Origin of the sequence: Algoriphagus iocasae (assembly GCF_014206875.1) — a bacterium.
Taxonomy (GTDB): domain Bacteria; phylum Bacteroidota; class Bacteroidia; order Cytophagales; family Cyclobacteriaceae; genus Algoriphagus; species Algoriphagus iocasae.
In genome coordinates this window covers 562,890-578,607 of record NZ_JACIJO010000001.1, presented here as the reverse complement: position 1 = coordinate 578,607, position 15,718 = coordinate 562,890, and the positions used below count along the sequence as shown (strand labels likewise).

8 protein-coding genes are annotated in these 15,718 nt (G+C 39.6%); all 8 read left to right on the top strand.

From position 1 onward, the window contains the following. Positions 1-4: 4 nt before the first annotated feature. The 8 genes from FHS59_RS02475 (at position 5) to sov (ending at position 15,674) form a co-directional block, all read left to right on the top strand. Complete coding sequence (locus tag FHS59_RS02475; RefSeq protein WP_184492829.1) at positions 5-1,252, top strand: murein hydrolase activator EnvC family protein; 1,248 nt, start codon at positions 5-7, stop codon at positions 1,250-1,252. Between the two features lie 109 nt (positions 1,253-1,361). Beyond that, the gene (tatA, locus tag FHS59_RS02470) at positions 1,362-1,559 is read left to right on the top strand and encodes a twin-arginine translocase TatA/TatE family subunit (RefSeq protein ID WP_184492828.1); all 198 of its coding nucleotides are present in this window, start codon (positions 1,362-1,364) and stop codon (positions 1,557-1,559) included. A gap of 18 nt (positions 1,560-1,577) precedes the next feature. Then, positions 1,578-3,005, top strand: coding sequence for an Asp-tRNA(Asn)/Glu-tRNA(Gln) amidotransferase subunit GatA (gatA, locus tag FHS59_RS02465; protein WP_184492827.1), 1,428 nt, complete (start codon positions 1,578-1,580; stop codon positions 3,003-3,005). Between the two features lie 15 nt (positions 3,006-3,020). Then, positions 3,021-4,415 (top strand): LysM peptidoglycan-binding domain-containing protein, encoded by a 1,395-nt coding sequence (locus FHS59_RS02460; RefSeq protein ID WP_184492826.1) that lies wholly within the window; start codon positions 3,021-3,023, stop codon positions 4,413-4,415. A 123-nt stretch (positions 4,416-4,538) separates the two neighbouring features. Next, a complete protein-coding gene (locus FHS59_RS02455) occupies positions 4,539-5,636 on the top strand; it encodes a DUF4837 family protein (RefSeq protein WP_184492825.1) in 1,098 nt (365 codons plus the stop codon). Positions 5,637-5,658: 22 nt separating this feature from the next. Then, complete coding sequence (locus tag FHS59_RS02450) at positions 5,659-7,932, top strand: NADP-dependent malic enzyme (protein ID WP_184492824.1); 2,274 nt, start codon at positions 5,659-5,661, stop codon at positions 7,930-7,932. After that, positions 7,929-8,528, top strand: a complete 600-nt coding sequence (ruvA, locus tag FHS59_RS02445) for a Holliday junction branch migration protein RuvA (RefSeq protein WP_184492823.1) — start codon at positions 7,929-7,931, stop codon at positions 8,526-8,528. Before FHS59_RS02450 ends, ruvA begins: the two co-directional genes overlap by 4 nt. A 177-nt stretch (positions 8,529-8,705) precedes the next feature. Then, positions 8,706-15,674, top strand: coding sequence for a T9SS outer membrane translocon Sov/SprA (gene sov, locus FHS59_RS02440; RefSeq protein WP_184492822.1), 6,969 nt, complete (start codon positions 8,706-8,708; stop codon positions 15,672-15,674). The last annotated feature ends 44 nt before the right edge of the window (positions 15,675-15,718 follow it).

Sequence of the window (15,718 nt, the reverse complement as noted above, 5' to 3'; positions counted from 1 at the left end):
TTCAATGAATAGGAAATCTCTTTTCTTTTCTTCTATAATAGCATTGTTATTTTGCTGTTATATCACTGATTTACAAGCCCAGACCAAAAAATCCAGGGAGCAATTAGAACGTGAAAAAGCAGAGGTTCAAGAGCGTCTAAAAGAATTTGACAAAATTCTGAAACAGACTACTGCAATCAAGAAGAATTCTATTGGAGAACTCAACGCTGTTACTAAAAAAGTCCAGACTCAGTCGAGGCTTGTTAATACTTTAGATCGAGAAATCAAACTTCTAGATCAGGAAATCAGAGAAACCGAGACCAAAATCAAAAAACTGGAGCAGGAACTGAAAGATCTAAAGGCAGAATATGCCCGAATGATTTATAGCACCTCAAAATTAAACAGAGGTTTATCGATTGTTTCTTTTGTATTCAGTTCGGGAAGCTTCAATCAACTGTATATGAGGATGAAATACCTCAAGCAATACACTGATAACAGGAAACAGCAGGCTGAACAAATCCAAGAGGTCAGCGTTCAACTGGCTCAAGAGCAAATTTCTTTGGATGAGAAAAGAGCAGAAAAAGAAAAAGTTCTAGAAGAAGAACGCAAAGAAAAACTTGCTTTAGATCAGGCAAGAAAAGAGCAGCAAGGCATCGTTAATAATCTGTCTAAGAAAGAAAAGGACATTCAAAAACAAATTGCTGCAACTAAGAAACAACAGGATCAATTGAATCGAATGATCAAGCAAGTGATCGAGGAAGAGATCCGATTAGCTGAAGCAGCTGCGAAAAAATCTAATAGTACTGCTACAAAAAGTGCTGGAAGCAGCATGCCTATGACTCCTGAAGCGGCGGCATTATCCAGTAGTTTTGCAGGAAATAAGGGTAGATTACCATGGCCTGTGGAAACTGGTTTTATTGCACAGGGATTTGGTACATATCCACATCCTACACTGAAAGGCATCACCATGGACAGTGATGGGATTGACATTCGAACACAGCCTAACTCAAATGTCAGAGCTGTATTTGACGGAACTGTAACTAAGATTACGACAATGCCTGGTTTTGGTGGTACTGTGATTATCAAACATGGTGAATATTATACCATGTATAGTAAGCTAAAAACCATTTCTGTAAAATCAGGTCAAACTGTAAATTCAAAAGACGTAATTGGTCAGGTAGCTACAGGGCCAGACGGGCAAGCTGAGGTACATTTCCAGACATGGAAAGGATTGAGCGTAATGGATCCTGCCACTTGGATCACGTCCAAATAGTATAATTTATCGTATATTTATAAAAAAGAATAACTCTCGGCCGTTTACTTTGTGTAAGCAGATGACAGTTATATCTTTGCAACACATTTACCCTTAAACATAAATCATCATGACTACATTGGGTTTCATTCAAAATATGGGCGGAGGCTCGATCGTATTGATCATACTTGTTATCCTCCTATTATTTGGTGCTAAAAGAATTCCTGAATTAGCAAGAGGTCTAGGCCGTGGAATCAGAGAATTCAAAGATGCTACTAAAGACATTCAAAACGATCTCGAAGAGGGACTGAAGGACAAGAAAAAATAATCCCTTAAGCCAATAGCATTGGAGAAATTTATTTCATTCGACGAAATCAAAAAATCGCTCGAGAAAAAGGAGACTGATTGTAGAGCAATTGTCAATCATTATCTTCAAAACATTAAGACGAAGGCGCACTTAAACGCCTTCGTCGAAGTTTACGAGCATTCCGCTTTACAACAGGCTGATTTAATCGATCAAAAGCTTGTAGAGGGAAAAGCTGGTAAACTTGCCGGAATGGTCATCGGCATTAAAGATGTTCTTTGCTATGCAGATCATGAGGCAAATGCTTCCTCAAAAATTCTTCAGGGTTTCCAATCCCAATTCACAACCACTGCCATTCAAAGATTAATCGATGAAGATGCCATTATCATTGGTAGGCTGAATTGTGATGAATTTGGTATGGGAAGCTCTAATGAAAATTCGGCGCATGGAAAAGTGTTAAATGCGTTGGATGAAAACAGAGTACCTGGTGGATCTTCGGGAGGCTCCGCAGTAGCCGTACAGGCAAACCTTTGTACCGCCTCTTTGGGTACAGACACCGGTGGTTCGGTAAGACAACCTGCAGCTTTCACAGGAATTATCGGTATGAAGCCGACTTATTCTAGGATTTCAAGATGGGGATTGATCGCATATGCGTCTTCCTTTGACACAATTGGCACCTTTACAAGAACAGTAAAAGACAACGCATTGCTTCTGGAAATCATGGCTGGCCATGATGAAATGGACAGTACCTCTTCCAGAAAGCCCGTTCTTCCTTATAGCCAACTTCTTCATTTTGACAAGAAGGCTAAAGTTGCCTATCTCAAAGAATCAATTGAATCTCACGCATTACAGCCTGAAATCAAGGAAAATACGCTTTCAATTCTTGAGAAGCTAAAAGATGAAGGACATGATGTCCAAGAAGTTGAATTCCCTCTATTGGAATATATTCTTCCCACTTATTATATCCTTACTACGGCAGAAGCTTCATCGAATCTTTCCAGGTTTGACGGAGTAAAATATGGCTATCGAACTCCAAACGCTCATAATCTGGAAAGTATGTATAAACTGACCAGAAGCGAGGGATTTGGGGAGGAAGTAAAAAGAAGAATTATGCTTGGAACTTTCGTGTTAAGTGCGAGCTATTATGACGCATATTTCACTAAAGCTCAAAAGGTCAGAAGATTAATAAAAGACTTTACTGAAAATCTTTTGAATGATTTTGATTATATTATAATGCCAACTACGCCAACGACAGCGTTTAAGTTTGGAGAGCATAGTGGCGATCCGGTAGCGATGTATCTGGAAGATTTATTTACAGTTCAGGCTTCGGTTTCTGGTGTTCCGGCTATTTCTATTCCTAATGGAAAAGATGCTGAAGGAATGCCGATCGGATTACAAGTAATATGCAACTCATTTAAAGAAGCTGAGCTTTTTGCCTTCAGCAAATACTTAAGTGATTTAACCTCTTAAAACTCTTATCAACTGATGAAAAAAAACTGGAACAATACTTTCTTACTTGTGATTTCGACTTGTTTGATACCATTGTCCCCGGCTTTTTCGCAGGACGATCAGAATGTGGCAGCAACAAATTTCTCTGAGGAGGAAGTGATGCCAAACTACCACTACGAATACATTCCTGATTTCACATATGACGAAGTAGCCGATCGCATTTCCAAAATGGATCATGAGATGGCTTTTGAGTTGAATGACAGGATTTTTTCATTTATCCAATATTTCACTGTTCGTAATAGAGATTATACCAGAATGGTCTTGGCAAGGAAAGACTTGTTTTTTGACCTATTTGATGAAACTCTCAATAAGCATGAAATGCCTGTTGAGATCAAATATCTTTCTATCATCGAATCTGGCTTAGATCCTCAAATCAGGTCCAGAGTTGGTGCAATCGGACTTTGGCAGTTTATGCCAGCTACTGGCAGAATGTACGGCATGTATGTCAATAATGATGTAGATGACCGAATGGACCCTGAAAAATCAACGGATGCTGCTGCTAAGTACCTTAAATCTCTTTACAGAATGTTTGGGGATTGGGAAGTAGCCATGGCCGCTTATAATTGTGGACCAGGCAATGTAAGAAAAGCCATCAGAAGATCAGGAGGCAAGAAAACTTTCTGGGGAATCTACAATTACTTACCAAGAGAAACGAGAAGCTATGTTCCTCAGGTTCAGGCAATGTTATACATTCTTAGCCACTTAGAAGAGCATAACTTAAACTTGGAAGAACCAACCTATTACCGCGCTACAGAAAAAATCAGATTCGACAGAGCTCTTGACCTGACCAAATTGGCAGAACTGACTGAGCTATGTGAAAAAGATTTAGAATCTTTAAATCCTTCTTTAAAAAGAGGAAAAGTTCCTGAAAGTAATAAGACAATTGCTTTGAATATCCCTAAAGCAAAAGCATCATTTATCAAGCAAAATCTAGCTTGGTTAAGCGATTCCTTAAACAACTCCCCTACTACTTATCTTACTGACAACGGCGTTCTTACCTTGAAGCCAATTGAAGAGCTTGCAGAAGAACCTCAAGTGAATGCGATTACTTATAAAGTTCGCTCTGGAGATGTTCTTGGTAAAATCGCTTCCCGACATGGGGTTACTGTGACTCAGCTTAAATCCTGGAATAACCTTTATTCCAATCTAATCAGAGTTGGCCAAAACCTGACCATTTATTCAGGCACACCTCCGACTATAGCTCAGACTACTTCCAATTCCTCAGGACAACTTCTCTATACTGTTCAGCCGGGAGATTCTCTATGGATCATTTCCAAAAGACATGCAGGTTTGACAGTGGAACAAATCAAGAGATTAAACAATCTCAATAGTAACAACATCAAACCTGGTCAAAAATTAATCATAGGCTAATATTTTAGGAAGAATTCTAAGTTCAATTCTAAGGTATTTTAACTTCATTTAAATTTTTAAGTAAACCAGAATCCTTATTTTTAAGTTTGCCTTAGTGTATCAACAACCAAATTCAGCTGAATTATGAGAGCTCTTATCTATATTTTCACCCTTATAAGTTTTGGATTATTTCTAACTTCTTGTGAAAATGATCCCAATCGACCAGACAGTACCAAGCCAAAAGCTAGAGGTACAATTGGAGAAATTATTTTAGTGATCGATTCTGCCAAGTGGGCCGGTCCAGTAGGAGATGAACTGAAAGAAATTTTTGAAGCAGATCTTCCTGGGATGATTCGATCCGAGTCAAGATTTAAGGTGAACAGAGTAGATCCAAGAGCAATGACAAGAATGCTCAAAATGTCTACTAACCTAATTTATGTAACCACTTTCGATGATAAGGGTGCCGCTAGTCAGGTAATTAATTCTCAGTTTTCAAAAGAATCAAAAGAAAAGGCAGAAGCTGATCCTTCTTTATACACCCTTCGCATGGAAGATGAATATGCAGTGGGTCAGGAAGTTCTTTACCTGTTTGGTAATAATGAAGAAGAATTGGTTGCAAACCTGAAAAAGAACAAATCAAGGTTAATTAATTTATTTGAGGTAAGAGAAAGAGGAAGGTTGGAGAAAATTATTCTTGCCAGAAAAAACACAGCCGCATCCGCTGAAACAGAAAAAAATCTAGGAATTGAGGTCAATGTTCCTGCATCTTATCAAATTGCTAAGAGCAAACCAGGGTTTGTTTGGCTAAGACAGCCTACTCCTACTGCCAATAGGGCGGATATTAGCCTATTCTTTTACGAGACAGATTATGTAAGTGAAGAACAAACCTTCCCTGCTAACATCGTAGCACTCAGAGATGAAATCACCAAAAATGAAATTTTCGGTGATCCAGATGATCCTAATTCTTTTATGGTTTCTGAAAAACAAATCCCACCTGCTTTCCGAAACATGGTGATAAATGATAATTTTACAACCGAAATAAGGGGCTCCTGGAAAACTAACAACTTGAGTATGGGAGGAACCTATTTAGGTTATCTCATGGTCGATGAAAAGAAAGGGAAACTGTATTATATGGAGGGCTTTGTGTTTTACCCAAATGAAGTTCACCGTGATGCACTTCGCGAAATCGAAACCATCCTTTTAAACACCAATGTTAGTTGGACAGAAGAGCAGGGATCCTGACCCAAACTAACTTAGAGCTTTTATGGCAATTAAAATCCGAAAAGAGGATGCACTCAATTATCACACCCAAGGGAAAGCCGGAAAAATTGAGGTAATCCCGACGAAACCTCTTTCCAGCCAAATGGATTTGGCACTGGCCTACTCTCCTGGAGTAGCCGAACCTTGTAAAGAAATATCAAATGATGTAGAAAATGTCTACAAATACACTGCGAAAGGCAATCTGGTTGGAGTAATTTCCAATGGCACCGCAGTTTTGGGACTAGGAGACATCGGACCAGAAGCATCAAAACCTGTGATGGAAGGAAAAGGAGTTCTTTTCAAAAAATTCGCAGGAATAGATGTATTCGACATAGAGATCAACGAAAAAGATCCAAAGAAACTGATTCAAACAATCAAATCTTTGGAGCCTACTTTCGGAGGCATCAACCTGGAGGATATCAAAGCTCCAGAATGCTTTGAAATCGAGCAAACGCTCAAAAAAGAAATGAAAATCCCTGTGATGCATGATGATCAGCACGGGACTGCAATCATTTCTGGCGCTGCTTTGATCAATGCATTGGAACTGGTTGATAAAAACATTGGTGAAATCATGTTGGTAGTAAACGGAGCCGGGGCGGCTGCTATTTCCTGCACTAGATTTTATATCACTCTTGGAATAAAAAGAGAGAATATTGTCCTATGTGACAAAGATGGAATTCTTAGAACCGACCGAGAAGATCTGGATGAAATCAGAAGAGAATTCAGTACAGACCGCAATCTCCATACATTAAGTGATGCCTTAAAAGGTGCAGATGTATTTTTGGGACTTTCTGCAGGAAATGTAGTCAGTCAGGATCAATTAAAGTTAATGGCCGAAAACCCTATCGTTTTTGCCTTAGCAAACCCAGACCCAGAGATTTCATATGACTTGGCCATCGCAGCCAGAGAGGATTTGATCATGGCTACAGGTAGATCTGATCATCCTAATCAAGTGAATAATGTCCTTGGATTTCCATACATTTTCCGGGGAGCACTCGATGTGAGAGCTACAGCAATCAATGAGGAAATGAAGCTTGCGGCAGCACATGCAATTGCAAAACTTGCAAAAGAGCCTGTTCCTGATATTGTCAATAAAGCATACGGTGAAGATAAACTTGGTTTTGGAAGATTTTACCTCATTCCAAAGCCTTTGGATCCAAGACTTATCACGACTATCGCTCCAGCAGTAGCAAAGGCAGCGATCGAATCTGGAGTAGCCAAAAGCCCAATTACAGATTGGGATTCTTATGAGCTTGAACTTCAGGAAAGAATTGGCATTGATCAAAGATTGATGTCCGTTGTGATCGCCAGAGCGAAGAAAAATCCAAAACGAGTGGTATTTGCGGAAGCTGACAATAGAAAAATATTGAAAGCAGCTCAAATCATTCGTGATGAGAAAATTGCTATTCCAATTCTTTTAGGAAACAAAGAGCGTATTCTTACGCTGATAGAAGAAAACTCCTTGGATCTACAAAATGTGACCATCATTGATCCGATGGAAGAAAGTCAGAAACTTGCGCAGTTTGGAGAAATTTTATTCCAAAAGCGTCACAGAAAAGGAATGACCAAAAGCGATGCTGCCAGGTTAGTCACACAGCGTAACTATTTTGGTGCGATGATGGTAGAAACTGGTCAAGCAGATGCATTCATTTCCGGTTTGACGAGAGATTATCCAAAAACTGTTCTTCCTTCTCTACATACAATCGGTGTAAGACCGGGCACCAAAAGGGTGACGGGTATGTACATCATGAATACGGGAAAAGGGCCTTTCTTCTTCGCAGATGCGACTGTTAACTTAAATCCTACAGCCGAGGAATTGGTGGAAATTATTGGATTGACAGCTGAAGCGGTTAAATTCTTCAATATCGAGCCAAGAGTTGCCGTACTTTCTTACTCCAACTTTGGATCTGCCAAAGGCGACATTCCAGATAAAATGGCGAAGGCAACTGCACTTGCAAAAAAGAAGTATCCTGATTTGATCATCGAAGGAGAAATGCAAGCAAACGTAGCCTTAAACGATGAGATACAGAAAGAAATGTATCCATTCTCCAAACTGATCAATAAAAAAGCAAATACGTTGATCTTCCCAGATCTAAGTTCTGGTAACATTGCTTATAAGTTGCTTGCCGAGCTTGGTAACGCAGAAGCAATTGGACCAATTCTTTTGGGCATGAACAAACCTGTTCATATCCTACAATTGGGAAGCTCTATCCGTGAAATCGTAAATATGGTGGCTGTGGCAGTAGTGGATGCACAATCTGACCAATCAACACTATGATCGATTATTTAAGCGGAAAATTAGTTTTCAAAGATCCCACCTATGTCATTATTGATGTAAACGGAATCGGTTATCATGTGAAGATTTCTTTACAGACCTATTCAAAAATAAAAGATGAGGAGCAGATCAAGCTCCTCACTTTTCTCCATATCAAAGAAGATGCACATACTCTTTTTGGCTTTAAAGAAGAGGGAGAAAAGAAACTTTTTTTACTCCTGATCTCCATCAATGGAGTCGGTCCATCAACTGGATTAATGATTCTTTCTTCCCTAAGCACAGAGGAAATCGAACATGCAATTCTATCTGGAGATGTGGCGACTATCCAGCATGTAAAAGGCATAGGTGCCAAAACTGCTCAACGTATCATTTTGGAACTCAAAGACAAAGTTGGAAAAGGTAGCGGAACAGATTCCAATCCTTCCCAATTTGGCTTCATGAAATCTGACAATAAAGTACGTGAAGAAGCGTTAAAGGCCTTAATGACTCTTGGGTTCCCAAAAGCTGCGGCAGAAAAAAACATCGCAGCAGTATTGAAAAAAACCACTGGAGAAATTTCATTAGAAGAATTAATTAAAGCATCTTTAAAGACACCATAATTTGAAGCTGCATTGAACTTTCGGAAGTTACTGACTTTTTGCAGGAGGAGGTATTTCGGTGGTTTGCCCAAATACTTCATCCTGTTTGGGTTTTTTATTGCCTTTTCTACTTCCCAGGCACAACAAACCGTAACCGATAGCCTCCAAACGCGAATCGATTCTCTTAACTATAGGAGAATGGCTCCCTCATTTTTGCTTTGGCAAAATATGAGGACAAGCCCTCTTTACCCCTACCGAAACCCCTTCATAAAGCCTCAATCGCCATTTTTACCAACTCCACTTACTGAACAAAATGTCCAGGTCCTGGTCGATTCTACGCTTAGATATAATATCGTAGAAGAACTCGATAGTACTCGGGTTGGAAATGAACAGGAATACGATTTTGACGAATTTTCTAAAATTCAGGAATATAAAGTAAGGCAGGATTACTGGAGAAGCAGATCTCGTGGTGGAGATGGAGAAAGTGCTGTGGAAGGTCGAGGTTTAATTCCTCCTTTGACTGTAAGTCCATCTTTTGATCGGATTTTTGGTGGAGATCAAATTTCAATTGTTCCCACTGGTTATGTGAACCTCGATTTTGGAGCGATTTTCCGAAGGATTGATAACCCTACCCTACCTATCCGTCAGCAGCAAAACGGAGGATTCAATTTTGACCAGCAAATACAAATGGCGGTCAATGGTTCGCTTGGAGAGAAAATGAAGATCGGAGCAAATTTCGATTCCAATAATTCTTTTGATTTTCAAAACCAGCTGAAGCTAGAATACAATGGATTTGAAGAAGACATCATCAAATCCATTGAAATCGGTAATGTCAGTATGCCGGTTCAAAATAGATTGATCCAGGGTGCTCAAAACCTTTTTGGGGTCAAAACTCAATTGCAATTTGGTAAAATGAGCGTCACCGCTGTCGCTTCCACGCAAAGAGGACGGAGAGATCAATTGATTATTGATGCCAATGGTCAAGGGAGATCTTTTGATATCCAAGCATCCAAATACGATGAAAACCGCCACTTCTTTTTAGCGCATTTCTTCCGTGATAATTACGAAAGATGGCTTCGTGGACTTCCTCAGGTGCTATCTGGAGTGAATGTAACCAGAATTGAAGTTTACATCATGAACAGGGCTTCCAATACAGAAACCCTGCGAAACTTTGCGGCTTTCATGGATTTAGGTGAAGGCCAAAAACTCTTAAATCCTACTAATCCAAATATTGGTCCAGGAACACCAGGTGCACCTGCTGCTAATGGCTCCAATTTGCTCTTTAGCAATATTTCAAACAATCCTACTTTCAGGCCATTTGACACAGGCGGCAGAGCCATAGAATCAAGCCTGGGTCTCAAAAAAGGAGTTGACTTTGAGCAAATAAACGGATCAAGAAAATTAGGCCCGACGGAATTCTATTTCAACCCCCAACTAGGTTACTTATCACTTTTCAGAAAGCTTCAAAATGATGAAGTACTTGCTGTTTCATTTGAATACACATACAATGGACAGGTTTACAAAGTCGGTGAACTGACCGAAGATTATCAAAACCGCCAGGAAGACGAATTGATTTTCTTGAAATTATTGAGACCTGCCCGAATTAATCCTCGAGTTCCTACTTGGGACTTGATGATGAAAAACGTGTATAACCTCAATGCCAATCAGCTCCTTCGTGAAGGTTTCCAACTTCAGGTAATCTACAGAGATGACAGAACTGGCTTGGACAACCCATCATTACTGGAAGGTGAAAATGTCAAAGACAAACCACTGATCAGATTGACTGGGCTTGACAATTTAAACCCTCAAAATGACCCAGCTCCTGACGGAAACTTTGATTATGTCGAAGGGCTCACCATATTTTCCGATAGAGGCTTATTGGTCTTCCCGGTTTTGGAACCATTTGGATCAAATTTAGAGAAGAATTTCCTCCCAGGAGAAATTGTACTCAAAGACAAATATGTCTATGACACTTTGTATCGTACTACCCAAGCGGATGCCGAATTAGTCACCAGACTAAATAAATATTTTATTAAAGGCCGATTGACAGCTGGTTCAGCGTCTGAAATCCAATTGCCTGGATTAAATATTTCTCCAGGATCTGTGATTGTACAGGCAGGAAATATTCCTTTGACAGAGGGAGTTGATTTTACAATTGATTATAATGTCGGCAGGGTCGTTATTATCAATGATGCAATTCTTCAGTCCGGAAAACAAATTAGCATCAGTTTCGAGAAAGCGGATCTTGTTTCATTCCAAACAAGGAGCATGTTGGGAACAAGGATGGACTACCTCTTTAGCGATAAATTCAATCTTGGAGGTACTTTCCTTTACTTAAATGAAAGACCAAACGTCACCAGAATTGCTACTGGAAATGAAACCCTAAGAAACAGTCTTTGGGGCTTAGATGCCAACTTTGCTGACGAATCCAGGTGGTTGACAAAAATGGCTGATGCCCTTCCATTTACCAATACCAAAGAGACTTCCCTTGTCAATATCAGTGGAGAATTTGCGCATTTAATACCGGGAACATCCAACCAAGTCGACGGAGATCAGGCATCTTACATTGATGACTTTGAGGCAGCCGTAACACCATTTAATCTGGGGGGAGCAGCCAATCAAAACTGGAAGCTTGCCTCTACACCTGAAACAGACGACAACCGATTTGACCTAAGTAATCAAACAGAAGATCAACTTGGAGCTACTTATAGAAGGGCGCGTCTTGCTTGGTACAACATTGATAATATTTTTTACCGTGAAAGCGGCCCAGGTGTACCTACTAACATTACCAGAGAAGACCGTAGAAATCACTATGTGCGAAGGGTTGTTCCTCAGGAAATTTTCCCTCAACAGGACAGAACAGTAATCATCACTCCAGAACCACTTTTTGAACTCGCTTATTTTCCTAGCGAAAGAGGGATGTATAATTACAATACCAATCTGACTTTTGATGGATTACTTCCTAATCCAAAACTTAATTATGGAGGGGTGACCAGAGCCATTACCACTGAGGTGGATTTTGACAGAACGAATATTGAATACATCGAATTTTGGTTGCTAGATCCATTTATTGAAGGAGAAAACGGAAGGGTTCTCGATGGGATTTTTAATGAAAACAATACAACTGGTGGTAAGCTGTTTTTGAACCTTGGCGATATTTCGGAAGATGTCATGAAAGATGGACGGCATGCTTTCGAAAACGGACTTCCAGCCGATGGTGATCCTTCAGAAACCTCTTCAAACGAATGGGGGAGAATTACGAGAGAACAATATCTATTACCAGCATTTGACAACTCAGAATCATCCAGAGAAAATCAAGATGTGGGTTTGGATGGTCTTAAAAATGACGATGAAGCAGGCTTTTTCAATTCCAGATTCCTAAGCCGTTTAAATGTATCTCAACAAGCCAGAAACATCATTAATCAAGATGTTTCGGCTGATTTATTCCAATATTATCTGGATGAACGCTTTGACCAGGAAGATGCCAAAATCCTTGAAAGATATAAGAAGTTTAACGGCATGGAAGGTAATACCCCAGTTTCTGCTAACCAAAATCTACCTTATACCCCATCTGGCTCCAATAATCCTGACAACGAGGATTTGAATACGGATAACACTATCAATGAGCTTGAGAATTATTACGAATATGAAATCGACTTAAAGCCTGGAAATTTAATTGTAGGCCAGAATTATATCGTTGACAAAGTCACTCACAATGAAGGAGGAGAAAGTGTAGACTGGTATCTATTTAGAATTCCAGTAAGACAACCAGATCGCGTCCAGGGGGATATTTCAGGTTTCAAATCCATTCGATGGATGAGAACTTACCTAACTCAGTTTGAGCAGCCTGTTGTATTGAGAATGGCCAATTTCAGAATGATCGGAAGCCAATGGAGAGTCTTCCAAGAATCATTATACGAACGAGGTCTGTTTGAAATTCCCGAGCCAGATGTTTCAAATGTCAGAGTGGATGTTGTTGGTATTGAGCAAAACAGCCAAGGTAGCGCCACCCAAAGTCCGTATGTACTTCCTCCGGGTATAAACCGAGATCGGGATAATACTTCTACTGTAGAAAGAAGATTGAACGAGCAGTCATTAAGAGTTTGTATTGAAGATTTGGCAGCTCATGATGCAAGAGGGGTTTTCAGAAATATCACCCAAGATTTGGTTCAATTCGAAAGAATCAAAATGTTCCTTCATGCAGACAGTGAAGATGCAGTTGACGGAGAAATCACCGCATTCCTTCGAATGGGTACGGATTACACAGATAATTATTACGAAATCGAAGTTCCTCTATTCATCACTCCAAAAGGCACGAGAGACCCAAGGCAAATCTGGCCATTGGAAAATGAAATTGACATCGCTATTCAGGAAATCGTTGGAGTCAAAGTGGAAAGAGACAATAATCAAGTCCCTCTAAACCTTCCTTTTTCGCAGCAAATCAGACAATATAAAGTGACTGTGGTCGGTAGACCTGAACTTAGTTTGATCCAAGGAATGATGATTGGTGCCAGAAATCCAGGAGATACTGGTGGATCAAGTAAGAGTATTTGCTTCTGGGCAAATGAATTAAGAGTAACAGGCTTCACCAAATCCAATGGTTGGGCAGCAAATGCCTTGTTGAATGCAAAAATTGCTGATGTGGCGGTCGTTTCTGCCTCGATTAGGCATAATTCTATTGGTTTTGGCGGGTTGGAAACCAGATTATCTGAGCGAGCTCGTCAGTCGACAACTCAATACGACATTTCTACCAACATTGATATTCATAAGCTTCTACCTGAACAATTGGGAATCAGCATTCCAATGTATTTCAGTATAGAAAACTCTTCGACAAGACCTGAATACGATCCACTAAACCCAGATGTCCCATTTGAGATAGCTTTGGGTAAATTTGAAACAGATTCGGAAAGGGATGCTTATCGAAGGATTGCTCTAGATCAATTGAAAAGGAAAAATGTCAGCTTTAATAATGTCAGGAAAATCAAGACCAATCCTGATTCTAAAAATCGATTCTATGACATCAGTAATTTGTCATTCTCCTATGCATATGGAACGGTCAAGCAGACAAATGCCCAGATTCAAGATTATGATTTCAAGACCTACAAGGGAAATATCACCTATAGTTTCCAGCCTACAGCTTGGACTTTAGAACCATTTAAAAATTCAGAATGGTTGAATTCTCCATATTTACGCCTCATCAAAGATTTTAATATAAATCTTGCTCCTACCCTCATTTTAGCAAGATTGGATGTAGACAGAAGATTTTTGCGATCACAATACAGAAACGATCAACTCAGTACTTCGGGGGTTGATCCTTTGTTCCAAAAGAGTTTCTTCATGAACAGATTCTATACACTCAATTGGGATCTTACCAGAAATCTCCGAGTGGATTATTCCTCTAGGATTATGGCTGTAATTGATGAGCCTGAAGGTGATTTGGATTCTCAGGCCAAGCAGGATTCGATAAGAAACAATTTCTGGAATTTTGGAAGAAAAACGAATTACAACCATTCTGTCAACCTGAATTACACCATTCCTTTTGACAAATCTCCGATTACTGATTGGATTAGGGCAGATTATAAATACAATGCTACTTACACTTGGCAAACAGGAGCTATTGGCCAAAAAGACACCTTAGGAAACGTCATCCAAAACTCCCGCGATCAATCTATTACAGGAAAACTTGATTTGATCAGATTATATAATAAGAGCAAAAAACTAGCAGCTCTGAATGCCCCTAAAAGACCGAATGTTCCGGGCAGAGGAAACGTCCAAGCCGAAGATACAATCGGAACGCCTTTCAGCAATAAACTTCTAAAAGCCTTGATGATGGTTAAAGAAGTAACCTTTAATTATGGGCTATTAGAAGGCACATTCCTACCTGGATATTTACCAAACACTGGTTTACTGGGGATGGACAGGGCATTTAGCAATCCTGGTTTGGCATTCTTATTTGGAAGTCAAGATCCTGGTGTGAGGTACTCATTGGCAAATGGTGGATACATGGCTCCAAGTTCAGAATTAACCCAACCTTTCCGCCAAAACAGAGCGATGAACCTGAGATTGGGAAGTTTAATTGAGCCTTTCCAGGACTTCAGGATTACACTGACTGCAAGCAAAAGGGAAACGGGAGATTATCAGGAAATATTCAGGAATTCGATGGACAACCCTGGTGACTTTGTATCAATAAGTCCAAATCGACTGGGAGCATATAGTATAACCACGATTATGATAGGGACAGCATTTTCTAAAGATGACTTTGAAAATAACTCGCCTCTATTTACTGACTTCGAAAATAATCGATCAGTTATCAAAGGAAGGTTAGATGCAGAAAATCCAGCTGCTGGAGAATATTCAATTAATGGCCAAGACGTATTAATCCCTTCATTCTTAGCCGCATACAGAGGACAAAACCCTTCAGAAACCAAATTAAATCCTTTCCCGAAAACTCCATTACCTAACTGGAGATTGGAATACCGAGGATTATCCAGATTGAAAGGCCTAAGTGATATATTCAGTAGCATCAATATACTTCATGGTTATACTGCTACATATGACGCAAGTAATTTCTCCAATTCCCTACAATACCAGCAAGGATTGGAACTTTATAATACCCTTCAAAGAATACCAAGGGCGGATGCCACCAATGATGAGGGACAGTTTATCCCTATTTATGTGCTAAATCAAGTAGTGATGACGGAACGGTTTTCACCATTGATTGGACTTGATCTATTGACAAAGGATCGATTGAATATCGCTATCCAATACAATAAGGAAAGGAATTTGGGTCTTAACTTCTCAAACTCTCAAGTAACAGAGCAAAGAAGCAATGACTTCGGAGTTGACATCGGCTATACAAAAGCCGGGGTAAAAGTGCCTTTCAAAATCCAAGGGCAACAAAAAATATTGAAAAATGACCTGACTCTTCGCTTAAACACAAAAATCGTAGATACTAGACAGGTTCAGAGAAAAATAGAAGAAGGAAGTACCATCACTAATGGAAACTTAAATATCCAGATCAGGCCGACAGTTGGATATTTAATCAATCAAAACTTAAGTGTGACACTTTATTTTGACAGAACCATCAATGATCCTCGCGTCACCACTGCTTATAGAAGATCTTCTACTTCTTTTGGAGGACAATTAAGATTTAATTTGTCACAATAGATTTTATTTAGCCTGATTCCTTTTAATTTTGGGACTCTTTACTA

Bases quoted from the DNA above. Each gene is read 5' to 3' on its own strand.
- tatA (WP_184492828.1), top strand. From the start codon at position 1,362: ATGACTACATTGGGTTTCATTCAAAATATGGGCGGAGGCTCGATCGTA.
- FHS59_RS02460 (WP_184492826.1), top strand. From the start codon at position 3,021: ATGAAAAAAAACTGGAACAATACTTTCTTACTTGTGATTTCGACTTGT.
- FHS59_RS02450 (WP_184492824.1), top strand. From the start codon at position 5,659: ATGGCAATTAAAATCCGAAAAGAGGATGCACTCAATTATCACACCCAA.
- ruvA (WP_184492823.1), top strand. From the start codon at position 7,929: ATGATCGATTATTTAAGCGGAAAATTAGTTTTCAAAGATCCCACCTAT.
- FHS59_RS02455 (WP_184492825.1), top strand. From the start codon at position 4,539: ATGAGAGCTCTTATCTATATTTTCACCCTTATAAGTTTTGGATTATTT.
- sov (WP_184492822.1), top strand. From the start codon at position 8,706: ATGGCTCCCTCATTTTTGCTTTGGCAAAATATGAGGACAAGCCCTCTT.
- FHS59_RS02475 (WP_184492829.1), top strand. From the start codon at position 5: ATGAATAGGAAATCTCTTTTCTTTTCTTCTATAATAGCATTGTTATTT.